This window comes from Micromonospora sp. ZG13 (genome assembly GCF_059359355.1).
In genome coordinates this window covers 168,094-191,091 of the sequence record NZ_JCADBQ010000010.1, presented here as the reverse complement: position 1 = coordinate 191,091, position 22,998 = coordinate 168,094, and the positions used below count along the sequence as shown (strand labels likewise).

Genomic DNA, 22,998 nt, shown 5'->3' with positions numbered 1-22,998 from the left:
CCATGACACCGAAGATCCTGCTCACCGAGCCGATCGCCACGCCCGGCATGGAGCTGCTGCGGGCGGCGGGCGAGGTGCACGTCGCCCACGCCACCGACCCGGCGACACTCGCCGCCGGGCCACTGACCACCGCCGACGCCCTCGTGGTGCGCTCCTCACCGGTGACTGCCGACATGCTCGAAGCGGGCCGCCGGCTCAGGGTCGTCGGCCGCCACGGCGCCGGGCTGGACGGCATCGACCTCGCCGCCGCCGACCGCCTGGGCATCCCGGTGGTCAGCACGCCGGGCGCCAACGCCGAATCGGTCGCCGAGTTCGTCATCCTGGCCGCCCTCACCCTCGCCCGGCAGGCGCCGTCGGCCGCCGCGTCGTTGACCCGGGGCGCCTTCCCGGCCGGCCGGTCGCTGCCGTCCGCGGTCGTCGCGGCCGGGCTCACCGGGACCATGCTGGCCGGCCGCACGCTGGGCCTCGTCGGGCTCGGCGCGATCGGCCGGGGCGTCGCGGCCCGCGCGCAGGGCCTGGGCATGAACGTGATCGGGTACGACGTCGCGACGGCCACCCCGCCCCCGGGCGTACGCCTCGTCGCGCTGGACGACCTGCTGCGCGAGGCCGACGTGGTGAGCCTGCACGTGCCCCAGACCCCGCAGACGACCGGCCTGATCGGCGTCGCCGCGCTCGCCCGGATGCGGCCGGACGCCCTGCTGGTCAACACCGCGCGGGCCGGGGTCGTGGACAGCGGGGCCGTACTCGCCGCGCTCGACGCCGGGCGACTGCGGGGCTACGCGGTCGACGTCTTCGCGCCCGAGCCGCCCCGCCCCGACGATCCGCTCCTGCACCATCGGAGGGTCTTCGCCACCCCGCACATGGCGGCGATGACCCACGACGCGCTGGACGCGATGGCCGTCGCCGTCGCGCGTAGCGTGATCGCGCACCTGCAAGCCCCGGGAGGAAACCAACCGTGACCCTGTCCATCCCCTCGCCCGCGCTCGCGTACTTCGGCGTCGACGCCCTGATCGACGACGACACCCGGGACCTCCAGGCCGCCGTCCGCGGCTTCGTCGACCGGCGGATCCGACCGGAGATCGCCACCTGGTACGAGCAGGGCCGCCTGCCCGTACGGGAGCTGGCCCGCGAACTCGGCGAACTCGGCGTGCTCGGCATGCACCTGAGCGGCTACGGCTGCGCCGGCACCTCCGCCGTCGCGTACGGGCTGGCCTGCTTCGAACTGGAGGCGGGCGACTCGGGGCTGCGCTCCCTGGTCTCGGTGCAGGGATCGCTCGCCATGTACGCCATCTGGCGCTTCGGCTCCGAGGAGCAGAAGCAGCAGTGGCTGCCCCGGATGGCCGCCGGCGAGGCGATCGGCTGCTTCGGCCTGACCGAACCGGACTTCGGCTCCGACCCGGCCGGGATGCGCACCAGGGCCCGCCGCGACGGGGACGACTGGGTGCTCAACGGCACCAAGATGTGGATCACGAACGGCTCCGTCGCGGACGTCGCCGTGGTGTGGGCCCGCACCGACGAGGGCGTACGCGGCTTCCTCGTCCCCGCCGGCACCCCCGGCTTCACTGCCCCCGAGATCACCCGCAAGCTCTCCCTGCGCGCCTCGGTCACCTCGGAACTCGTCCTCGACGACGTGCGGCTGCCCGCCGACGCGATGCTGCCGGAGGCCGCCGGCCTGTCCGGGCCGCTGACGTGCCTCAACGAGGCCCGCTTCGGCATCGTGTTCGGGGCGCTGGGCGCGGCCCACGACTGCCTGGAGACGACGATCGCGTACGCCCGCAGCCGGCAGATCTTCGACAAGCCGCTGGCCGCGTACCAGGCCACCCAGCTCAAGCTCGCCGACATGGGGCTGGAGTTGGGCAAGGGAATGCTGCTGGCGTTGCAGATCGGTGCGCTGAAGGACGCCGGCACGCTCGACCACCGGCAGATCAGCCTGGGCAAGCTCAACAGCGTGCGGGAGTCCATCGCCATCGCCCGCGAGTGCCGCGCGATCCTCGGCGCGGCCGGGATCACCCTCGACTACCCGGTCATTCGGCACTCGGCCAACCTCGAGTCCGTGCTCACCTACGAGGGCACGTCCGAGGTGCATCAGCTGATCATCGGGCAGGTGCTGACGGGTCACGCCGCCTTCAAGTGAGCGGGGCGCGCAGGCACCTCGTGTCGCCTCGTCGCCGGCGATGGGTGGCCACGAGGTCTCCGGTACGGGTTCTTCCTGGTCGTTGAACCACCTACCGGAGACCCCGTGGAAGGCGCGTGAGGCTGATGAACCACTGTCGCCGTTTATGAAACAGACCGTAGTCGGCGTGGTGCGGCGCGACCACGGCAGCCGTCACGCCGGCACGCCCGACACGACGTCCGCGACATTGCCCTGGTAGCAGGTGGTGGTGGAGATGCTGGGGGCGGTGACCACCGGGCCGTAGACCACGTATCGCTGGCCTGTCTGCGCGTTGCGGCACTGGATCTGGACCCGGTAGGTGCCGGTGTCGCACTGGGCGGTACCACGGCCGTAGTAGTGGTTGCTCCCCTGGTGGACCCACTCCGCCCAAGAGACGCAACCGGTGACGCCGGCCGTGGGCAGTGGGTCCTCGACGGGGTACACGCCCTCGGCGACGTTACCGCTGTAGCAGGTGGCGGTGGCCGTGCCCGGCGCGTTCACCGCATAGCCACCGTAGATGACGTAGCCCACGCCCGTCTGCAGGTTGCGGCACTGAAGCTTGACCTTGTAGCGGCCGGTGGCGCACTGCACGTTGCCCCGACCGTAGTAGTAGCTGTTGCCGCCCTCCTGCACCCACTGCACCCACGTCGTGCAGCCGGTGGGGGCGACCTGGACGCCGAGGTCGGATTGCGCCACCACGTGGGCCGGTGCCGGGGCGGCCTGCGCGGGTGCGGCCACGGCGGAAAGGCCGAGGACAGCGGCTGCGACCAGCGAAAGCGGATGCCTGATCAAGTCTGTCTCCTGATTAGGGATAGAGGGGTCTTGCCCGCACGGCAGGGACAATATCAGGAAAAGCTTCGAACAACGTCTATGCGACGTCACCGTAGTTCGTCGAGGACTCGAATCTTGGCGTAGTGCCGGTCGACCTGTCTCTGACGGCGGGACAGGCGGTGCGGCGGCGTTTGAACGGAGTCCGGACGGCGCCGCGTGTGACGGGGCGGGACCCTAGCCGCCCGCCGGCTCGGCCGAGGAGCGGGCCACGGGCACGTCGAAGTAGGTGTCCGGCCAGGGTTCGTCGCGGTAGCGGTAGTGCCACCACTCGCGGTCGTAGTTGACGAAGCCCCCGTCGGTCATGAGCTGCCGCAGCAGCCGCCGGTTGTCCCGGGCCACGCCGGTGACCTGCGGCGAGTCGGTGTGCGCGAGCGGGTCGAAGCAGTCGAAGCCGGTGCCCATGTCGACGCCGTTGTCGGCGAACCGCTGGCCCTTCGGGGCGGTGCAGGAGACCAGGGGCTGGCCCGGGGCGTACGGGGGCTGGGTGGGGGTCGGCACGTCGACCAGGGTCAGGTCGAGCGTGCTGCCCCGGCTGTGGGCGGTGGGGGCGCCGATGTAGCCCTCGTCGAACAGCTCGGACTTGGCCACCCGGGGATAGAACTCGGCCTTCATCCGCTGCTCCCCGGGCTGCCCGGCCCACTCGACGAAGTCGTCGGCGGCCCGCCGGGGGCGGTAGCAGTCGTACACCTTCAGGCTGCGGCCCCGGGCCAGCGCGGCGTCCTGCACCCGGCGCAGCGCCTCGGCGGCCGGGCGGCTGAGCAGGCAGAGGGGTTCGGCATAGCCGGCGACCGGGCGTCCGACGAAGTTGTGCGCGCCCGCGTACCGGATGTCGGTGCGGATGCGCGGGTCGACGTCGGTGAGGACGACGAGGCCCGGCCCGCGCGGCGTGACCGCCGACGCCGACGTCCGCGGAGCGGACGATGGCGGGGCGGACGGTGGCGGCGTCGGTGAGGCGGCCGGTGGCGGCGCGGCGGACGGCGACGGCGACGGCGCGGGCCGGGTGCAGCCGGGCGCGAGCGCCACGATCACGACGGCCGCCGCGACGGCCCGCCCACGGGCGGTCGCGGTTCGCCGGCGGATCCGCGCTGGGCTGGCCACGCCCCCTGTCTATCAGGCTGCGGGCCGTCGGGCGCCCGGTCCGGCGACAGGTGTACGCGCAGGAAGCGCACGGCCGCCTCGTCGTCGTCGATCCCGCCGGCCTCGTGACCGTTGTACCGCCAGACCGACACCTCCGTCGGCCCCCGCCAGGCGTTGACGGCGGCGAAGACGGTCGACGGCGGCACGATCTCGTCCATCAGCGCGACGGAGAAGCGGCCCGGCAGGTGGCACCGGCGGGCGAAGTTGACCCCGTCGACGTAGGCCAGGGTGGCCAGCACCCGCTCCTCGGCGTGCCGGTGGATCGCCAGGAAGTCACGGACCTCCCGGTAGGGGTACGCGTCGGTGACCGTGATCGCGCGCGGGATGTCGCACAGGAAGGGCACGCCCGCCACGACGGCCCGCAGGTCGGGCCGCAGCGCCGCCACGGCCAGCGCCGCCGCCCCGCCCTGGCTGTGCCCGAGGACCGCGACCCGCGCCGGATCGACCGCCGGCAGGGTCCGGGCCGCGTCCACCGCCCGCACCGCGTCGGTGAGGAACCGCCGGTAGTAGTACGTGCGGGGGTCCGTCACGCCCCGGGTGAGCACCCCCGGCGCCTCGGGGCCGGCGGCGGCCGGATCCGGGGTGTCCCCCCGGGCCCAGCCCGCCCCCTGCCCCCGGGTGTCCATCTGCAGGTGTGCGAAGCCGGCCGAGGCCCAGAGCAGGTTCTCCAGCGGGTGGCCCCGGCCGCCGCCGTAGCCGGCGTACTGCACGACGGTGGGCAGCGGCGGCTCGACGCCGCGCGGCAGCCGCAGCCAGGCCCGCACCGGCTGCCCGGCGAACCCGGGGAAGGTCACGTCGTGCACGTCGATCGTGCTCAGCCCGGTGGGCACCGGCTCGACGCGCACCGGCCAGCCGCACTCGCGCGCCTCGGCGATCGTGTCCGCCCAGAACCGGTCGAAGTCCGCCGGCTCCGACACCTGACCCCGGTACGCCCGCAACTGCTCCTCGGGCAGGTCGGTGAGGGCCACCGCTCAGCCGGCCGACGGCGTGACGGCGAAGCGGGGGTGCAGCCGCCGGGTGTGGTCGACGTGCCGGGCCGGACCACGCAGCGCGACCGCCGCCACGAGCCGGTGGTCGGTGCTGGACGCCGCCAGCCGCAGCTCCAGCTCGCCCGGCTCGACCACGCGCCGTCCGTCGCGCCCCGTGAACGAGAACAGGTCGGCCGGCACCGCCAGGTCGATCCGGCAGGCCGCGCCCGCCTCCAGCGGCACCCGCAGGTAGCCGACGAGGCGCTGCACGGGCTGGACCACCGAGGCCACCGGGTCGTGGGCGTACACCTGCACCACCTCGCTGCCCCACCGGGAGCCGGTGTTGCGCAGCGTGAAGTGCAGCCGCAGCTCCCCGTCGGTCGCCGCGACCGGCTCGTCGAGCACCAGGCCCGACCAGTCGAACGTGGTGTAGCCGAGGCCGTGCCCGAAGCCGTACGCGGGCGTCGGGTCGACGTTGGAGACGTCGCTGGCCTGGCCCAGCCGCGCCGACAGGTAGGTGGCCGGCTGCGCGCCCGGCCCGCGGGGCACGCTGACCGGCAGCCGCCCCTGCGGGTCGACCCGGCCGCCGAGCACGCCGGCGATGGCCGGGGTGCCCTCCTCGCCGGGGAAGAACGACTGAACGATCGCCGCCGCCTCGGTCACCGCCCGGCCCAGCGCGTAGGGGCGCCCGGCGAGCAGCGTCACCACCACGGGCGTGCCGGTGTCCAGCAGCGCGTCGAGCAGGTGCTGCTGCGCCCCGGGCAGGGCCAGCGACTCGGCGTCGCAGCCCTCGCCGCTGGTGCCCCGCCCGAACAGGCCCGCCCGGTCGCCGAGCGCGGCGACCACCACGTCCGCGCCCCGCGCCGCCTCGACCGCCGCCGCCACCCCGGCGGTGTCGTCGCCGTCGACGGAGACGCCGGGCACGGTGTCCACGACGCTGCCCGCGAACTCGGCGCGCAGCGCCGCCGCCAGGGTGGGCAGCTCGATGCCGACGGGCACCTCGGGGTGGCGGGAGCCGACGTGGGCCGGGAACGAGTAGCAGCCGAGCACCGCCGTGGGGCTCTCCGCCTGCGGGCCGACCAGCGCGATGCGGGCCGGCCGGTCGAGCGGCAGGATGCCGTCGTTGGCCAGCAGCACCACGGATCGCTCGGCGACCTCGCGAGCCAGCGCCCGGTTGGCCGGCGGGTCCAGGTCGACGGTGCCGCGCAGCGCGTCCGGGTCGGACAGGTCGGCGCCGGCCAGCGCGGCCGGCACCGGGCTCCAGTCGGCGTCGAGGAGGCCCAGCTGTGCCTTCTGCGTCAGCACCCGGCGGACCGCCCGGTCGATCAGCGCCTCCGGCACCGCACCGGCCGCGAGCGCCTCGCGCAGCGGCTCCCCGAAGGTCTTCACGGTCGGCAGCTCGACGTCCACGCCGGCGGCCAGGGCCTCCGCCGCCGCCTCGGCCCAGCCGGCGGCCACCCCGTGCAGGGTGTGCAGGAAGGCGATGCCGAAGTAGTCGGCCACCACGGTGCCCGAAAAGCCCCAGGCCTCGCGGAGCAGGCCGGTCAGCAGCTGCTCGTCGGCCGCCGACGGCATCCCGTCGGTGTCGGTGTAGGCGTGCATCACCGACCGCGCGCCGCCCTCGCGTACCGCCATCTCGAACGGCGGGAGGATCACGTCCGCGCGCTCGCGGGGGCCCATCGGCACCGGCGCCAGGTTGCGCCCGCCCCGGGAGGCGGAGTAGCCGGCGAAGTGCTTCAGCGTCGCCACCACGCCAGCGGACTCCAGCCCCCGAACGTACGCGGTGGCGATGGTGCCCACCAGGTAGGGGTCCTCCCCGATGGTCTCCTCCACCCGCCCCCAGCGCGCGTCGCGCACCACGTCGAGAACCGGCGCCAGCCCCTGGTGCACGCCGACGCGGCGCAGGTCGGCGCCGATGGCGGCGGCCATCCGCCCGATCAGCTCCGGGTCGAAGGTGGCGCCCCAGGACAGCGGCACGGGGTACGCGGTCGCGCCCCAGGCGGCGAAGCCGGCCAGGCACTCCTCGTGCGCCATGGCCGGAATGCCGAACCGGTTGGCGGCGGCGACGCGCTGCTGGGTCCGCAGCAGCGACAGCGCGCCGAGCGCGGGGTCGACGGGCGCGGTGCCGAACGGGCGGGTGAGCTGGCCGAGGCCGGCGTCCAGCAGGTCGTCCAGGTCGACCGCTTCCTCCATGTCGTGCTGGTACGGCGCGACCTCTCCCCCGTCGGCGGCGGCGCCGACCCAGACGCCATAGAGCTGGGCCACCTTCTCCGGCAGGGTCATCGCGGCGACCAGGGCGTCGACGCGGGTCGCGAGGTCGAGGGTCGGGTCGGTCCAGGTCGCGGTGCCGGGGGCGATGTCGAGGGTCACGTTGTCGGTCACTTTCCTCCGACGCCCATCAGCCCCTGCACCAGGGCCCGCCGGGCGAACAGATAGACGAGCAGGACGGGCACCATCGACAGCACGACCGCGGCGAGCAGGCCGGGAATGTTGATCCCGTACTGCGTCTGGAAGTTGTAGAGGCCGAGGGTGATCACCTTGGTGGAGTCGGACTGGGTGAGGATCAGCGGGAAGAGGAAGCCGTTCCACGCCTGCAGGGCGGAGAAGACCGCGATCGTGGCGATCCCGCCGCGCGACAGCGGCAGCACCAGCTGGCGGAACACCCGGGCGGGGCCGGCGCCGTCGATGGCCATCGCCTCGTACAGGTCGGGGGTGATGTCGCGCATGACGCCGCTGAGGATCAGCGCGCACACCGGCAGCGAGAAGGCGGCGGTGGGCAGGATGACGCCGACGAGGTTGTCGTAGAGCCCGGCCTTGCTGATCAGGTAGAAGATCGGCACGATGACCGCCTGCGCGGGGATCGCCAGGCCCAGCAGGAACAGCCGGAACACGCCGGAGGTGAGCCGGCTGCGGCTGCGCACGATGGCGTACGCCAGCGGTGGCACGAGCAGCAGCACGATGGCCACCACGCTCGCCGTCACCACCAGGGTGTTGAACAGGTAGCGGCCGAAGCCCTCGTCGAAGGCGCCGGTGTAGTTGTCCAGGGTGAAGGTGTCGGGCAGGGCGATCGGGCCGTTGCGGCCGTACCCCTCGCGGGTCTGCACGGTGATCGCCAGCATGACGTAGATCGGCAGGCCGACCAGGAGCAGCCAGGCCACGGCGCCGATGCCGGCGAGCCAGTTGGGACGGTGCCGCTTCACAGACCCTCCATCGTGGAGCGCATCCTGTCGTAGCCGGAGACCCGGACCACGATCAGCGAGATGACGGTGGCGACGACGACGAGCAGCAGGGCGATGGCCGCGCCGGCGCCGAAGTCGAAGCTGCGGAACGCCTGCTCGTACATGTGGTAGGCGGTGATGGTGGTGTCGGTGCCCGGCCCGCCCTGGGTGAGGATCAGCACGGTGTCGAAGGTGGTCAGCCCGCCGACGACCATGAGCACCACCGAGGTGATCATGGCGTTGCGCAGTTGCGGCAGGGTGACGTGGCGGAACTGCCCCCACCGGCTGGCCCCGTCGACCTCGGCGGCCTGGTAGAGCACCGCCGGCACGGCGCGGGCCGCGCCCTGGTAGATCAGCGCGTGGAACGGGATGAACTGCCAGCTGCTGACGAAGACCAGCACGGCGATCGCGCCCGTGCGGCTGCCGAAGAGGTTGCCGTCGCCGAACAGCCACGGGGCCTGGCCCGGCACGCCGAAGTTCGGGTCGAGCAGCGCCCGCCACAGCACCGAGACGGCGGTCGCCGACAGCAGCAGCGGGAGGAAGAAGATGGCGGACAGCACGGCCCGGTTGCGCTGCGGCCCGGCCGCCCACACGCCGATCAGCAGGCTCAGCGGGGTCTGCACCAGCACGCCGAGGGCGGTGAGCAGGACGCTCAACCAGAGGCTGTTGATCATGACGGGGTCGCGGGCCAGCCGCTGCCAGTTGTCCAGCCCGACGAACTCCGGCGAGCCGAGGCCGGCCCAGCTGGTGAAGCTGAGCACGACCACGAGGACCAGCGGGGCGAGCGCGAAGAGCCCGAAGAACAGGGTCGCGGGCAGGGCCCAGGCGAAGCCCGGGCGGCTGAGGGTGGGGCCGCCGCCCGGGCGTCGTCGGGCCCGTCGCTGCTCCGTCACGGTGGGGGCGGCGAGGGTGGTGGTGGACATGGTCGCGCTCAGCCCGCCTGGAGGGACTGCATGGCCTTGATGAAGCCGGCGGCGTCCATCCGGCCGTTGCAGTACTGCTGCACCGCCTGGTGGATGGTCGTGGTCGCGGCCGGCGGGTACGCCTGGTCCCAGGAGAGCTGGAAGCTCGGGGCCTCCTTGACCAGGGTGAACTGGTACTTCAGGTAGTCGGGGTTGGTGGCGCCGTCGAGGAACTTCTCGGTGTTGGTGGTGGTGGGCAGGTTGCCGATGGCGAGCTGCGCCTGGACGAACTCGTCGGAGTACTGGAGCTTGAGGAACTCGGCCACCGCCTCCGGGTGCCGGGTCTTCTTCAGCACGGAGTAGAAGTTGTTGGTGTTGCCGACCACGTTGCGCGGGTCGCCCTTGCCGCCCGGGACGCTCGGGAAGGCGCTCCAGCCGAGGCCCTCGGCGGCGAAGGTCGGGTTGGCGTCGTTGTGGGTCGAGTAGTTCCAGGAGCCCATCAGTTCGAAGCCGGCCTTGCCGCTGGACAGCAGCGCCGGAGAGCCGCCGTCGGTGAACTTGACCGAGTCGAAGTTGGTGCCGAACGCCCCGGCGTCGGTCAGCTGCCGCAGCAGCTCCAGGGCGCGGCGGCTCTCCGGGCTCTCCCAGGCGCTCTTGTCGCCGCCGAGCGCCTTGGCGAACAGCTCGGGGCCGGCCACCCGGTCGTAGAGGTACTGGTACCACATCTGGGTGGGCCACTGGTCGCCGCCGCCGAGGGCGATCGGGGTGATCCCCTTGCCCTTGAGGGTCTTCACGGCCGCCAACAGGTCGTCCCACGTCTTCGGCGGGGTGATGCCGGCGTCGGCGAGGACCTTCTTGTTGTGGAACAGCAGCACCGGCTGGGTGCCGCGCATCGGCACCCCGTACGCCTTGCCGTCGACCACGGCGGTGTTGAAGACCGAGGGCAGGAAGTTGGCCTTCAGCCCCGGGTCCTTGGCGATCATGTCGTCGAGCGGCAGCAGCAGGTCGGCCTTGACGAACGGGGTGATGCTGCCGCCGCCCCAGTTGAAGAAGACGTCCGGCGCCTGCTTGGTGTTGATGATCGTCTGGAGCTTGGTCTGGTAGTCGGCGCCGGGAATGGTGTCCAGCACCGCCTTGACCTTCGACGTCTTGTTGAACGTGTCGACGAGCTGCTTCTCGACCTTGTTGGTGGCGTCGCCGTACACCAGGATGCGGATCTCGTCCTGGCCGGCGGCCGAGTCACCGTCGCCGCAGGCGGTCAGTGGCAGCGCCAGCGCCAGGGCGGCGCCGAGCGCGACGACGCGGGCGAGCCGCGTACGTACAGTCATGATCGACCTCTCGTGGTGGGGGTGTGGTGGGGGACGTCGCCGCCGGCGCGACGACCGAAAGGTGTCCGACAAGTTTCCGGAATACTTCCGTAACTCGTCCGAACGCTAGAACCGACCTGCCGTGTCGTCAACCCCCGATCGTGGGGCAAGATGGGCCGGTGGAGCGGCCCCGCCGTTCCGGACGTTTTCCGGTGGTGACGGGTACGGTCGGCCTTCCGACCGGTGAAGGAGACGCGGGTGGACGGCGACGACGGGCGCAGGATCACCATCACCGCTATCGCGCGGGAGGCCGGGGTCTCGGTGCCGACCGTGTCGCGGGTGCTCAACGGGCGCTCGGACGTGGCGCCCGACACCCGCGAGCGCGTGGAGGAGCTGCTACGCCACCACGGCTACCAACGCCGGGGCAGCCGCACGGTCAGCCACGCCGGCCTGGTCGACCTGGTCTTCAACGACCTGGACAGCCCCTGGGCGGTGGAGATCATCCGGGGGGTCGAGGACGTGGGGCACGGCGCGGGCGTCGGCACGGTGGTCTCCGCGATACACCGCCAGTCGACCGCCGCCCGGCAGTGGTTGCAGAACCTGCGGGCCCGCGCCACCGACGGCGTCATCTTCGTGACCTCGCACCTGAGCCCGCCGCTGCACGCGCAGCTGCGCCGGCTCAACGTGCCCGTGGTCGTCGTCGACCCGGCCGGCGTGCCCGCCACGGACGTGCCCACCGTCGGGGCCACCAACTGGGCGGGCGGGCTCGCCGCCACCGAGCACCTGCTGTCGCTCGGGCACCGGCGGATCGGCTTCGTCGCCGGACCGACGCACCTGCTGTGCAGCCGGGCCCGCCTGGACGGGCACCGCGCCGGGCTGGAGGCGGCCGGGGTGCCGGTGGAGGACCGGCTGGTGCACCCGGGCGACTTCTACCACGCCTCGGGCTTCGCCGCCGGTACGGCGCTGCTCGACCTCGAAGACCCGCCGACGGCCATCTTCGCCGCCAGCGACCAGATGGCCTTCGGCGTCTACGAGGCCGTCCGGCGGCGCGGGCTGCGGATCCCCGACGACGTCAGCGTCGTGGGCTTCGACGACCTGCCCGAGGCCCGCTGGGCCTCACCGCCGCTGACCACCGTCCGGCAACCGCTGGTGGAGATGGGCCGGCTGGCCGCCCGCACCGTGCTGCGGCTGGCGCAGGGCGAGAGCATCGACTCCCCCCGGGTGGAACTCGCCACCAACCTGGTCGTCCGCGACAGCACGGCCCCACCCCGGCTGCCGTGAGGCTCCCCACCCCTCGACGGCGCTCCCGGTAGCGTTCCGGAAGTTCCGATCACCCCCGCCGGCCCGGAGCACCCGGAGGTCCGGCACGGCCTGCCGCTCCCCGGCCGCCCGGGGCCGGCCGGAGGTTCCGGCAACAGCGCCACGGGCGGCGGGGTCGAACGGATCTGCGATGCCCGGGGCGCCGTCGACGGCGGGCGGGGAGGTTCAGCGGTGCTGGTGGTGGTGCCGGACCGCGCGCCGGATGTCGACCGGCAGGGCGGGTGCGCCGTCGACCGGCGCGGGATCCTCGACGGTGGGGGCGATCCCGCCGGCGGCGATCCGGTCGAGGGTGGCCAGGCCGGCGGCGTCGATCGAGCCGAAGACCGTGTAGTTGGGGCGCAACGCCGAGTCCGCCTGGACCAGGAAGAACTGGCTGCCGTTGGTGTCGGGGCCCGCGTTGGCCATGGCGAGCGTGCCCCGCGCGTAGAGCCGGCGCACGCCGGTCGGATCGGTCGGCGCCGGCGGCAGGTCGGTGGGCAGTTCGTCGGCGTAGCGGTAGCCCGGCCCGCCGGAGCCGGTGCCGGACGGGTCACCGCACTGGAGCACCCGCAGCGTCGGGTACGCCGTGAGCCGGTGGCAGGAGGTCCGGTCGTAGAAGCGGTGGCGCACCAGGTGCAGGAAGCTCTGCACCGTGCAGGGGGCGGTCTCCCGGTCGAGGGTCAGCCCGATCGGCCCCTGGTTGGTCCGCAGCGTGACCCGCACGGTGCCCAGGTCGGGGGTGCGCCTCGGGTCGGGCGGCAGCGGGACCGGCCGGGCGGCCGGGTCCTCGGGCGTCTCGGTGTAGGCGCACGGGCCGGGGGTCACCCGGGGACCGCCGGCGGCGTCGGCCGGGGACCCGCCGGGCGCGGCGAGCGCGGCGGCGCCGCCACCGGTCACCAGCGCCCCCACGACCAGGGCCACCCCGGCGAGGCGGGACAGCGTACGGGCCGGTCGACGGCGTGCCGCGATGGGCGGCGCGACGGTCTGCGGTCGGGGTTCGCTCGACACGGGGATCCTCCCTGCACTGATGGCGCCAGAAAGACCGGAGTCTATGGACCCCGTCGTCGGTTGTCGATCCGCGACGCCTCGGGCCGGGTCGACCGGGCGACCCCGACCGCGCGGAGGAGCCCTGCCGCTAACGGCGCCGCCCCGTGCGGCGACGCCACAGCAGGGCCGCCCCCAGCAGCGCGACGGCCGTCGCCACGGCCACGGCCACGGGCCAGCGCGCGATCAGCCCGTCCTCGAGTGGGCCGCTGGCCGCGGCCGGGCGCGGATCACCGGTGGCGGCGAGCGCGGGCGGCGGGGCGGCCGCCGAGGCGGTCAGCTCCCCCGGCTCGACCAGCCGGCCGACGGCGGAGCCCCGCGGCAGCGAGAAGCCCCAGTCGAGCAGGGCGGCCCCCTGCTCCCAGCCCCGCGCGGGCTGCGGATCGGCGCCGAGCAGGGTCACCACCAGCCGCCGCCCGTTCCGCTGGGCAGCCCCGACGTAGGTGTGCCGGGCCAGGTCGGTGAAGCCGGTCTTGCCGCCGAGCGCGCCCGGGTAGCGGTAGATGAGCTGGTTCTCGTTCTGGATCTCGAAACCCTTGGTGCGCTGCGCCGGCTGGGCGGGGATGCGGTGCGTCTCGGTCAGCGCGTACCGGCGGAACGTCGGGTCGGCGAAGCAGGCCCGGGCGATCAGCGCCAGGTCGTACGCGCTGGTGAACTGGCCCCGCCCGTCGAGGCCGGACGGGGTCACCGCGTGGGTCTGGAGGGCGCCGAGGCGGTGCGCCTCCTCGTTCATCGCCCGTACGCCGCCGGCCATCCCGTCCGCCCCGCCGCCGAGGCGGGCCAGCACGTTCGCCGCCTCGTTGCCGGACTGGAGCAGCAGCCCGAGCCAGACGGTCTCGACCCGGTAGCGCCCGCCGGCGACCAGCCCGACGGCCGAGGAGCCGGGTTCGATGTCCATGTCCCCGTCGGTGACGGTGACGACCTGCCGTGGGTCGAGCCGGGGCAGCATGGTGGCCGCCAGCAGCAGCTTCTGCACGCTGGCCGGGGTGCCGTACTCGTGCGGCCCGCAACCGCCCAGCACCTCGCCGGTGTCCAGGTCGGCGACCAGCCACGAGATCGCGGTGACCGCCGGCGGGCGCGCGGCCCCCGGCGGGACGACCAGGCCGGCGGTGTCCAGCGCCGGGCCGCCGACGGTCCGCTCACTCGGCACGGCCGGCGGCGGCGACGGACGGGGTGGCCGGGACACCCGGGGCGCGGGCGCCTTCGGGCAGGGCGCGGGCGGGACGACGCCGGGCGTGGGCGCGGCCACACCGGACGCGGCGGCACCGGGAGTCGCCGGTACGGAAGCGGATGCCACCGGCACCAGGGCGGGCGCGGCCGGCGCGGCGGGACCGGCCGCCGCGGGAACGGGCACGCCGGTGCCGAGGAGGACGGCGGTCGCCGTGGCCGCCAGCAGCCGAACCTTCATGCCCCGCACCCTAGTCGGCCCGGTTCGCGGTCCGGGCCGGGTTCCCCAGGCCCGGGAGGGCGGGACGGGCTTCGTGGTCCGCGGCCGCGACGTCGCCCAGCTCGCCGACCGGGTGGCCACGGGTGTGTCGCCGGCGCCCGGAGGCCCGCCGGCGCACGCCGCCGACGGTGGCGGCGCGGGCCACGGCGACTTCGGGACCATCGGCCCTGCCCGCCGGGCGGCACCGCGACGGAAGCTGGGGACTGAAAACGGTAGACGATCTTCCGGTTTGCGCGATGATCCGCCGTACCGGCGGCCCGCCGCGCGGCCCGGACGACACCGACGAAGGGACGACCATGGAAGCCCTCTCGCTGACCCGCCTCGCCGACGAGCAGCTCGCCGCCGCGCGGGAGGCCGACAGCGGACGCAGTGCCCGTTCCCTGCACCACGGGCGGGACCGCCGGCTGCGGCAGACCCTGCTGGCCCTGCGCGGTGGCCGCTCCCTCGACGAGCACGACAGCCCGGGCGAGGCGACGTTGCAGGTGCTCGCGGGGCGGGTACGCCTGGTGGCCGGGGACGAGGCCTGGGAGGGCGACGCCGGCGACCTCGTGGTCATCCCGCCGCTGCGGCACGCGCTGCACGCCGTCACGGACGCCGCCGTCCTGCTCACCGTGACGCCGCGGCCGTGACCACCGTCCCGGCCCACCGCCGCCCGGCCGCCGGCCCGGCCGGGCGGACCACGGTCGGCGCCACCGGCCACGCGCCGGGCCGGGGCAGGTCGCCGGGGTGGATGCCGCCGCAGCACGGCGCGTGGGCGATGCTGCTGCTGCCCGTCCTGGCGGCGCTGACCGTCACCGGTCCGCACCCGCTGCACCTGCCCCTGCTCGGCGCCGCGCTCGCGGCGTACCCGCTGTCGTACTTCGGGTTGCAGGCGGTCAAGACCGGGCGGTTCCGCCGCGTACGCCCGCAGCTCCTCGGATACGGCCTCGCCACGGTCGCGCTGGCCGCGCCGGTGCTGGTGGCCCGGCCCGCGTCGCTCGCCTACGCGCCCCTCTACGCGGCCCTCGCCGCCGTCAACGCCGGCCACGCCCGCCGGCGCCGGGACCGGGCGTTCGTCAACGACCTCGCCTTCGTGCTCCAGTGCGGGTTGCTCGGTCTCGTCGTCGCCACCGTCGCCGAGGTGCCGTGGACGCGCGTGGTCGGGGTGACGGTCGTGGCGCTGGGTTACCTGGTCGGCACCGTCCTGTACGTCAAGACGATGATCCGGGAGCGGGACAGCGTCCGGTACCGGTGGGCTTCGTGGGCCTACCACGCCGTGGCCGCGCTCGCCGCGGTGCTCTGGGCGTCGGTGCCGGTCACCGTCGTCTTCGCGCTGCTGCTCGCCCGGGCGGTCCTGCTCACCGGACGCCGCGTCGCTCCGGTGCGGGTGGGGCTGGTCGAGACGGCGTGCGCCCTGCTGGTGCTGGCCGCGGTGGCGCTCTGACCGGCCGGCGCGACGCCGGCGCGGGCCGCCCGGCCCTGCGGCCACCGGGCGGCCGTCGAGATACCTTCAGGGCACCTCTGTTCGGTCGGACATGGACGGTGTCGGCATGCGTTTCCTCTTCCTGCTGGGCAGCTCACGCTCGGGCGGCAACACCGAACTCCTGGCCCGGCGCGCCGCGGCCGCGCTGCCGGCCGGGACCGAGCAGCACTGGCTGCGCCTGGCGGACCATCCCCTGGCGCCCTTCCGCGACATCCGCCACGACGAGCAGCGCTACGCGCAGCCGACCGGCAACGAGGCGCTGCTGCTGGCCGAGACGCTCGCCGCGACCGACCTGGTGGTCGCCTCCCCGCTCTACTGGTACAGCGTCAGCGCCGCCACCAAGCTCTACCTCGACCACTGGTCGGGCTGGCTGCGGGTACCCGGCGTCGACTTCCGCCAGCGCATGCGGGGCCGCCGGATGTGGGCGGTCAGCGCCCTCAACGACGAGGACCCGGCCACGGCGGAACCGCTGGTGACCACCCTGCGGCGAAGCGCCGACTACCTCGGCATGCGGTGGGGCGGCGTGCTGCTCGGCCACGCCAACCGGCCCGGCGACGTGCTCCGCGACGCCGCCGCGCTGCGCGCCGCCGACACCTTCTTCGCGCCGCCGTCCGAGGGCGGCGAACAGGACGGGTGCCTGGCGCAGCCCGCCTCCTGCTGACGCCCCGGCGCACCCCGGTCCCGGGCGTCCCGCGTCGACGGAGCCCGCTCGACGGGCCGGGCCGCCCGCGTCGGATGGCTCACAAGCCGTTGCCTCCCGCCTGCCGCACCAACTAGAACCGGGGAACGATCGCCCGGACCTCCCGGCGACGGTGGCGAGGTGATGGCCGTGGCGCTGATCCCGTACGACGACACCGACTCGGCGGCCTTCGCCGCGACCCGGGAGCTGCCGCGCAGCGGGCTGGAGCGGTGGCGGCACGCCGTGCAGCAGCACCTGCGCCCGCGTGCCGGCGCCACCGTGCTCGACGTCGGAGCCGGCACCGGCGCCTGGGCCACCGCCTTCACCGACTGGTTCGGCGTCCGGGTGGTGGGCGTGGAGCCCGCCGGGGCGATGCGCTCGCGCGCCACCCACCGGCCGCTGCTCGCCGGCGACGCCGTCGCGTTGCCGCTGCGCGACGGCACGGCGGACGCGGCGTGGCTGTCCACCATGATCCACCACGTCCCCGACCTCGACGTCGCGGCGCGCGAGCTGCGCCGGGTGCTCCGGCCGGGCGCCCCCGTGCTGATCCGCTCGCCGTTCCCCGGCCGGCACCGGCGGATCACGCTGTTCCGCTGGTTCCCCGAGGCCATACGGGTCCTCGAGACCTACCCCGACCTGGCGCGGGTACGCGCGGCGTTCGCCGCGGCCGGGTTCACCGTCAGCACGGTCGAGCCCGTCGCGCAGACCACGGCGGCGTCGCTGGCCGAGTTCGCCGAGCGTCTCGACCGCCGGGCCCACACCCCGCTCCAGTTGATCAGCGACGAGGAGTACGCCGCCGGCCTGGCCCGGCTCCGGGCCGCCGCCGACGCGGTCACCGGCCCGGTCGTCGACCACCTCGACCTGCTGGTGCTGCGCTGAGTCACCCCGGCAGGGCCGGGTCGAGGTGGCGCAGGTAGTCGTGCAGCGCCGCCGAGGCGCCCAGCCGGCGCAGGCTGCGCCGGTGCAGCTCCTGCTCCCGCTTGGCCAGCTCCGCGCGGACCCGCTGGGCGCTGCCGGTGGTGCGCATCTCGTCGAGCACGGCCGCCACGATGTCGAACGGGTACGCCCCCCGGCGCAGCAGCGCGACGACCTGCGCGGCGCGCACCTCGGCCGCGTCGTACACCCGGTAGCCGGTGCCGCGCTCGCGGACCGGACGCACCAGGCCGCGCTGCTCCCACAGCCGTAGCTGCGAGGTGCGGACGCCGACCAGGTCGGCGACCTCGCCGATGCGGGCGCCACGCCGGGGCGCCGGCAGGACGGCGGCCGGGCTGGCCACCACGGTCTCGAACGCGCCGAGCACCCGCCGGATGTCGGCCCGCTCGCGGTCCAGCTCGGCGTGGCCGGCGTCGAGCGCCGCGAGCGCCGCCGCCAGGTCACCCTGGTGCACCGCGACCATGACCTCCCGGGTACGCGCCCAGCCGTGCCCCTCGGCCATCCGCCGCACCACCGCGAGCGCCCGCACGTGCTCGTCCGTGAAGACGCGGTAGCCGGCGGGGGTGCGCTCGACCGGCGGCAGCACGCCGAGGTCCACGTAGTTGCGTACCTGCTGCACGGAGATGCCGGCGGTCTCCGCCACCTGCGCTCCCCGCCACCGCCCGGCCCGTCGCCCCGGATCCACCACGCGGGCCACCCTACCGGTTTCCACGTAGTTTGAGACTTCGCCCCCTGATTCGGATGGCCAGCACTGGTGAACGACGTGAAACCCTCCACGGGAGCTTCAATGAGACGATTGAAGGCGGCCTGGCCCCCCGTAGATGTAGTCCGGGCGGAACTCCGCCCACGATCACGCGAAGGGTTCGCATGCAGCAGCCAGCACGGTCCGCCGCCGACAGCCACGACATGATCGAGGTACGCGGCGCCCGGGAGAACAACCTCGCCTCCGTCTCGGTCGACATTCCCAAGCGCCGGCTGACCGTCTTCACCGGGGTCTCCGGCTCCGGCAAGTCCTCCCTGGTCTTCGGGACCATCGCCGCCGAGTCGCAGCGCATGATCAACGAGACCTACAGCGCCTTCCTACAGTCGTTCATGCCGAACCTGAGCCGCCCCGACGTCGACTCGCTGCGCAACCTGAGCGCGGCCATCGTGGTCGACCAGGAGCGGATGGGTGCCAACTCGCGCTCCACCGTCGGCACCGCCACCGACGCGTACGCGATGCTGCGCATCGTCTTCAGCCGCCTCGGCACCCCGCACGTGGGTGGGGCCGGGGCGTTCAGCTTCAACCTCGCCGAGGGCATGTGCCCGACCTGCGAGGGCCTCGGGCGGGTCTCCGACCTCGACGTCGACGAACTGGTCGACCGCGAGCGCTCGCTCAACGACGGGGCGATCAAGGTGCCCAACTTCGCCGTCGACTCGTGGTACTGGCAGACCATCGTCCACTCCGGGCTGTTCGACCCCGACACCAAGCTGCAGGACTACACGCCGCAGCAGTGGGAGGACTTCCTCCACAAGCCGTCCACGAAGATCAAGGTGGGCAGCAACAACTGGACGTACGAGGGTCTGGCCGTCAAGGTGCGCCGGCTCTACCTGGCCAAGGACCGCGAGTCGATGCAGGCGCACATCCGGGCGTTCGTCGACCGGGCGGTCACCTTCACCACCTGCGCCGACTGCGGCGGTGCCCGGCTCAACCAGGCGGCGCTCTCCTCCCGGATCGCCGGGCGCAACATCGCGGAGTGCTCGGCGATGCAGATCAGCGACCTGGCCGGGTTCGTACGCGCGATCGACGACCCGTCGGTCGCCCCGCTGGTCGGCAACCTGCGCGACCTGCTCGACTCGCTGGTCGAGATCGGCCTGGGCTACCTCAGCCTGGACCGCGAGTCCGCCACCCTCTCCGGCGGCGAGGCGCAGCGGGTGAAGATGGTCCGGCACCTCGGCTCCAGTCTCTCCGACGTCACGTACGTCTTCGACGAACCGACCGTCGGCCTGCACCCGCACGACATCGCCCGGATGAACGACCTGTTGCTGCGCCTGCGCGACAAGGGCAACACGGTGCTGGTCGTGGAGCACAAGCCCGAGACGATCGCCATCGCCGACCACGTGGTCGACCTCGGGCCCGGCGCCGGCACGGCGGGCGGCCGGATCTGCTTCACCGGCGACGTCGCCGGCCTGCGCCGCTCCGACACCCTCACCGGGCGGCACCTCGACCACCGGGTACGCCTGCGCGAGCACGTGCGCCGGCCGTCCGGCCGGCTGTCGATCCGCAACGCCGACCTGCACAACCTGCGCGCCGTCGACGTCGACATCCCGCTCGGCGTGCTGACCGTGGTGACCGGGGTGGCCGGCTCGGGTAAGAGCTCGCTCATCCACGGCTCGCTGCACCGCCGCGAGGGCGTGGTGGTCGTCGACCAGTCGCCGATCCGGGGTTCCCGGCGCAGCAACCCGGCCACCTACACGGGCCTGCTGGACCCGGTCCGCACCGCCTTCGCGAAGGCCAACGGCGTCAAGGCCGCGCTGTTCAGCGCCAACTCCGAGGGCGCCTGCCCCACCTGCAAGGGCATCGGCCTGGTCTACACCGACCTGGCGATGATGGCCGGGGTCGCCTCGGTCTGCGAGCGGTGCGAGGGGCGACGCTTCACCGACGAGGTGCTCACCTACCGGCTGCGCGGGAAGAACATCAGCGAGGTGCTCGGGATGTCGGCCACCGAGGCGAGGGACTTCTTCCCCAGCGGCCCGGCCCGGGTGATCCTCGACCGGCTGGTCGACGTCGGGCTGAGCTATCTGACCCTCGGGCAGCCGCTCAACACGCTCTCCGGGGGCGAACGGCAGCGGCTCAAGCTGGCCATCCGCATGGCCGACAGCGGAAGCACGTACGTGCTGGACGAGCCGACCACCGGGCTGCACCTGGCCGACGTGGACCAGTTGCTCGCCCTGCTGGACCGGCTGGTCGACGCCGGCAACACCGTCGTGGTCATCGAGCACCACCAGGCGGTGATGGCGCACGCCGACTGGCTGATCGACCTCGGGCCGGGGGCGGGGCACGACGGTGGCCGGATCGTCTTCACCGGCACGCCGGCCGAGTTGGTCGCCCACGGCGACACCCTGACCGCACGGCACCTGCGCGAGTACGTGGCCACCTGAGCCCCCGGGCCGGCCGGGCAGCGCCGGCAGCCGCCGCCGGTACGTGGCGGACCGTAGGCGGCGGCGGTGCCGGCGGGCGCGGCGGTACCCGGCGGCGGCCCGCGGGCGGGCGGTGGCGGCGGGTCAGACGAGGCGGCGCAGCCAGCGACGCTGCCAGGGCGTCTCCACCGCCCGCGGCCGGTAGGTGGATCGCACCCAGTCCACCGCCCGCTCCGGCGGCAGCCCGTCGAGGATCGCCAGCGCCGCCAGCGCCGTGCCGGTGCGCCCCGTACCGCCCCGGCAGGCCACCTCCACCCGCTCGCCGGCGTGGGCGCGGCGCAGGGCCTCGCTCAGCGCGTCGATCGCGTCCGCCCGGTCGACCGGGACCCAGAAGTCGGGCCACCGGATCCGCCGGTGCGGCCAGGCCGGCACCGGCCCGGGCGCCAGCAGCAGGGCGAAGTCGGCGGGCGACGCCGCGTCCGCGACCCGCCGCCCCCGCACCCGCGCCCCGCTCGGCAGTACGACGATCCCCGCCTGCTCGCCCCACACCCGTACATCACCCATCCCCCTATCCTTCCGTCCACCCCGCTCCCCCGCTGCCCCGCCCGCTCACCCGCTCACCCGCTCACCCGCTCACCCGCTCACCCGCTCACCCGCTCACCCGCTCACCCGCGTCGATCATGAGGTTAGCGGCGATGTCGATCTCCGCTGGTGCCGTCAACCTCATGATCACCGGGTGCAGGAACGGGAGGGAGGGGACGGGTCAGCTGTGGGTGGAGGGGGTGGGTGGGGGTTGGGTCCGGGGGCGGGCGCGTAGGTGGGCGCGTTCGCCCTGCCGGCCGAAGAGGCTGAGGAACTCCACCGGCTCGGCGTCGGCCGACCCGAACCAGTGGGGTACGCGGGTGTCGAACTCCGCCGCCTCCCCCGGCGTGAGTACGAGGTCCTGGTCGCCGAGGACGACCCGCAGCCGCCCGTTGAGCACGTAGAGCCACTCGTAGCCCTCGTGGGTCTGCGGATCGGGTTCGGCCCGGCGGCTCCCGCCCGGGATCACGAGCTTGTACGCCTGGATGCCGCCGGGTCGGCGGGTCAGGGGCAGCATGGTCATCCCGTGGCGGGTGACCGGGCGCAGGTGGATGCGCGGGTCCCCGGTGGAGGGGGCGTCGACGAGTTCGTCCAGCGTGACGCCGTGCGCCCTGGCCAGCGGGAGCAACAGTTCGAGGGTGGGCCGGCGGACACCGGACTCCAGCCGGGACAGCGTGCTCACCGAGATGCCGGTCGCCGCCGACAGGTCGGCGAGGGTGGTCTCCCGCTGCCGGCGCAACGCGCGCAGCCGGGGCCCGACCGCGCCGAGCGTCTGGTCCAGTTCGTCGTCCATGCCGCCATATTGCCACTTCGGCAACAATGTTTGCCACCATGCTCGTCGCGACCGCACTGTGGTCGCGGGAGGTGGTCACGGTGACCGATCAGCTGGACAGCGGCTACGACGTGGTGGTGATCGGAGGTGGCGCCGCGGGGTTGAGCGGGGCGCTGACCCTGGCCCGGGCGCGGCGGTCGGTGGTGGTGATCGACGCGGGGGCTCCGCGCAACGCCCCGGCCGAGGGGGTGCACGGGCTGCTGGCCCGGGAGGGGATCCGGCCGGCCGAGCTGCTGGAACGCGGCCGGGCGGAGGTACGCGGATACGGCGGCCGGGTGGTGACCGGCGAGGTCGAGGCGGTGACCCGCGCCGACGGCGGGTTCACGGTCGCGCTGGGCGACGGCCGTACGGCGCGGGCGCGGCGGCTGCTGGTGGCCACCGGGCTGGTGGACGAGCTGCCGGACGTCCCGGGGCTGCGGGAGCGCTGGGGCAGGGACGTGCTGCACTGCCCGTACTGCCACGGCTGGGAGGTCCGCGACCGGGCGATCGGGGTGCTGGCCGGCGGGCCGCTCTCGGTGCACCAGGCGCTGCTGTTCCGGCAGTTGAGCGCCGACGTCACGTACTTCCGGCACACCTCGGCGCTCTCCGACGAGCAGGCGGAGCAGCTGGCGGCCCGGGAGATCCGCGTGGTGGACGGCGAGGTCGCGTCCCTGGAGGTCGTCGGGGACCGCCTCGTGGGCGTACGGCTGGGCGACGGCAGGGTCGTCGACCGCGACGCGCTGGCCGTCTCGTCGCGGATGGTGGCGCGCGCGGGTTTCCTCGCGGCCCTCGGGCTCACGGCGGCGGACCACCCGGCGGGGGTCGGCGAGCACGTCCCCGCCGACCCGACGGGCCGCACCGACGTGCCCGGCGTGTGGGTGGCGGGCAACGTCACCGACCCCGCCGCCCAGGTCGGTGCCGCCGCGGCGGCCGGCGTGGTCGCCGCGGCCCAGATCAACGCCGACCTCGTCGCCGAGGAGACCCGCCGGGCGGTGGCCACCCGGCGCGACCCGTTCTCCGCGCGCTCGGAGGCGGCGCTCTGCGAACAGGTGGTGGGCGACCGGCGCCACGGCCTGTGACGGTCACGACAGGCTGGGCGGCGGGCG

General features: G+C 74.3%; 21 protein-coding genes. 9 read left to right on the top strand and 12 right to left on the bottom strand.

Annotation, left to right across the window (positions count from 1 at the left end):
- Nucleotides 1-2 precede the first annotated feature (2 nt).
- Entirely contained in the window at nt 3-959 is a 957-nt protein-coding gene (locus tag AC5L34_RS21070; protein WP_494826579.1) for a hydroxyacid dehydrogenase, read from the top strand.
- A 47-nt stretch (nt 960-1,006) separates the two neighbouring features.
- Entirely contained in the window at nt 1,007-2,134 is a 1,128-nt protein-coding gene (locus AC5L34_RS21065; RefSeq protein WP_441176684.1) for an acyl-CoA dehydrogenase family protein, read from the top strand.
- Between the two features lie 192 nt (nt 2,135-2,326).
- Here AC5L34_RS21065 and AC5L34_RS21060 read toward each other — a convergent pair whose 3' ends face one another.
- From AC5L34_RS21060 to AC5L34_RS21030, 7 genes are all read right to left on the bottom strand, one after another.
- Nucleotides 2,327-2,944 (bottom strand): hypothetical protein, encoded by a 618-nt coding sequence (locus tag AC5L34_RS21060; RefSeq protein ID WP_441176519.1) that lies wholly within the window; start codon nt 2,942-2,944, stop codon nt 2,327-2,329.
- Nucleotides 2,945-3,157: 213 nt separating this feature from the next.
- Nucleotides 3,158-4,081, bottom strand: a complete 924-nt coding sequence (locus AC5L34_RS21055; RefSeq protein WP_494826577.1) for a M15 family metallopeptidase — start codon at nt 4,079-4,081, stop codon at nt 3,158-3,160.
- Nucleotides 4,009-5,088: an acetylxylan esterase gene (locus AC5L34_RS21050; RefSeq protein ID WP_494826575.1), complete on the bottom strand. Its 1,080-nt coding sequence runs from the start codon at nt 5,086-5,088 to the stop codon at nt 4,009-4,011. Before AC5L34_RS21050 ends, AC5L34_RS21055 begins: the two co-directional genes overlap by 73 nt.
- Before the next feature lie 3 nt (nt 5,089-5,091).
- Nucleotides 5,092-7,470: a beta-xylosidase/alpha-l-arabinosidase gene (locus AC5L34_RS21045; protein WP_494826573.1), complete on the bottom strand. Its 2,379-nt coding sequence runs from the start codon at nt 7,468-7,470 to the stop codon at nt 5,092-5,094.
- Nucleotides 7,467-8,288, bottom strand: coding sequence for a carbohydrate ABC transporter permease (locus tag AC5L34_RS21040; protein ID WP_441176524.1), 822 nt, complete (start codon nt 8,286-8,288; stop codon nt 7,467-7,469). The genes AC5L34_RS21045 and AC5L34_RS21040 overlap by 4 nt, the downstream gene beginning before the upstream one ends.
- Nucleotides 8,285-9,229 (bottom strand): carbohydrate ABC transporter permease, encoded by a 945-nt coding sequence (locus AC5L34_RS21035; protein WP_089000068.1) that lies wholly within the window; start codon nt 9,227-9,229, stop codon nt 8,285-8,287. The genes AC5L34_RS21040 and AC5L34_RS21035 overlap by 4 nt, the downstream gene beginning before the upstream one ends.
- A gap of 8 nt (nt 9,230-9,237) precedes the next feature.
- Complete coding sequence (locus AC5L34_RS21030) at nt 9,238-10,536, bottom strand: ABC transporter substrate-binding protein (RefSeq protein ID WP_441176525.1); 1,299 nt, start codon at nt 10,534-10,536, stop codon at nt 9,238-9,240.
- A 237-nt stretch (nt 10,537-10,773) separates the two neighbouring features.
- Here AC5L34_RS21030 and AC5L34_RS21025 point away from each other — a divergent pair, with 237 nt between their 5' ends.
- A complete protein-coding gene (locus AC5L34_RS21025; protein WP_441176685.1) occupies nt 10,774-11,796 on the top strand; it encodes a LacI family DNA-binding transcriptional regulator in 1,023 nt (340 codons plus the stop codon).
- 204 nt (nt 11,797-12,000) lie between these two features.
- Here the strand turns inward: AC5L34_RS21025 and AC5L34_RS21020 are convergent, their stop codons facing one another.
- Together AC5L34_RS21020 and AC5L34_RS21015 are read right to left on the bottom strand one after the other, a co-directional pair.
- Entirely contained in the window at nt 12,001-12,822 is an 822-nt protein-coding gene (locus AC5L34_RS21020) for a peptidylprolyl isomerase (protein WP_494826570.1), read from the bottom strand.
- A gap of 127 nt (nt 12,823-12,949) precedes the next feature.
- Nucleotides 12,950-14,266, bottom strand: coding sequence for a D-alanyl-D-alanine carboxypeptidase family protein (locus AC5L34_RS21015; protein WP_494826568.1), 1,317 nt, complete (start codon nt 14,264-14,266; stop codon nt 12,950-12,952).
- Nucleotides 14,267-14,541: 275 nt separating this feature from the next.
- Here AC5L34_RS21015 and AC5L34_RS21010 point away from each other — a divergent pair, with 275 nt between their 5' ends.
- From AC5L34_RS21010 to AC5L34_RS20995, 4 genes are all read left to right on the top strand, one after another.
- The gene (locus AC5L34_RS21010) at nt 14,542-14,934 is read left to right on the top strand and encodes a cupin domain-containing protein (RefSeq protein WP_231926077.1); all 393 of its coding nucleotides are present in this window, start codon (nt 14,542-14,544) and stop codon (nt 14,932-14,934) included.
- Complete coding sequence (locus tag AC5L34_RS21005) at nt 14,931-15,728, top strand: YwiC-like family protein (protein ID WP_494826566.1); 798 nt, start codon at nt 14,931-14,933, stop codon at nt 15,726-15,728. The genes AC5L34_RS21010 and AC5L34_RS21005 overlap by 4 nt, the downstream gene beginning before the upstream one ends.
- A 106-nt stretch (nt 15,729-15,834) precedes the next feature.
- Nucleotides 15,835-16,428: an NAD(P)H-dependent oxidoreductase gene (locus tag AC5L34_RS21000; protein WP_494826564.1), complete on the top strand. Its 594-nt coding sequence runs from the start codon at nt 15,835-15,837 to the stop codon at nt 16,426-16,428.
- 168 nt (nt 16,429-16,596) lie between these two features.
- Complete coding sequence (locus AC5L34_RS20995) at nt 16,597-17,325, top strand: class I SAM-dependent methyltransferase (RefSeq protein WP_494826563.1); 729 nt, start codon at nt 16,597-16,599, stop codon at nt 17,323-17,325.
- Between the two features lies 1 nt (nt 17,326).
- Here the strand turns inward: AC5L34_RS20995 and AC5L34_RS20990 are convergent, their stop codons facing one another.
- Nucleotides 17,327-18,022, bottom strand: coding sequence for a MerR family transcriptional regulator (locus AC5L34_RS20990; protein ID WP_441176531.1), 696 nt, complete (start codon nt 18,020-18,022; stop codon nt 17,327-17,329).
- 224 nt (nt 18,023-18,246) lie between these two features.
- Between AC5L34_RS20990 and AC5L34_RS20985 the strand changes: the two genes are divergently transcribed.
- Nucleotides 18,247-20,520, top strand: a complete 2,274-nt coding sequence (locus AC5L34_RS20985) for an ATP-binding cassette domain-containing protein (RefSeq protein ID WP_494826561.1) — start codon at nt 18,247-18,249, stop codon at nt 20,518-20,520.
- A gap of 123 nt (nt 20,521-20,643) precedes the next feature.
- Here the strand turns inward: AC5L34_RS20985 and AC5L34_RS20980 are convergent, their stop codons facing one another.
- Nucleotides 20,644-21,063, bottom strand: coding sequence for a protein-tyrosine phosphatase family protein (locus AC5L34_RS20980; RefSeq protein ID WP_494826559.1), 420 nt, complete (start codon nt 21,061-21,063; stop codon nt 20,644-20,646).
- Nucleotides 21,064-21,262: 199 nt separating this feature from the next.
- Nucleotides 21,263-21,874: a helix-turn-helix domain-containing protein gene (locus AC5L34_RS20975; protein ID WP_357660873.1), complete on the bottom strand. Its 612-nt coding sequence runs from the start codon at nt 21,872-21,874 to the stop codon at nt 21,263-21,265.
- 80 nt (nt 21,875-21,954) lie between these two features.
- Between AC5L34_RS20975 and AC5L34_RS20970 the strand changes: the two genes are divergently transcribed.
- Complete coding sequence (locus tag AC5L34_RS20970) at nt 21,955-22,971, top strand: NAD(P)/FAD-dependent oxidoreductase (RefSeq protein WP_494826610.1); 1,017 nt, start codon at nt 21,955-21,957, stop codon at nt 22,969-22,971.
- Nucleotides 22,972-22,998: the final 27 nt, after the last annotated feature.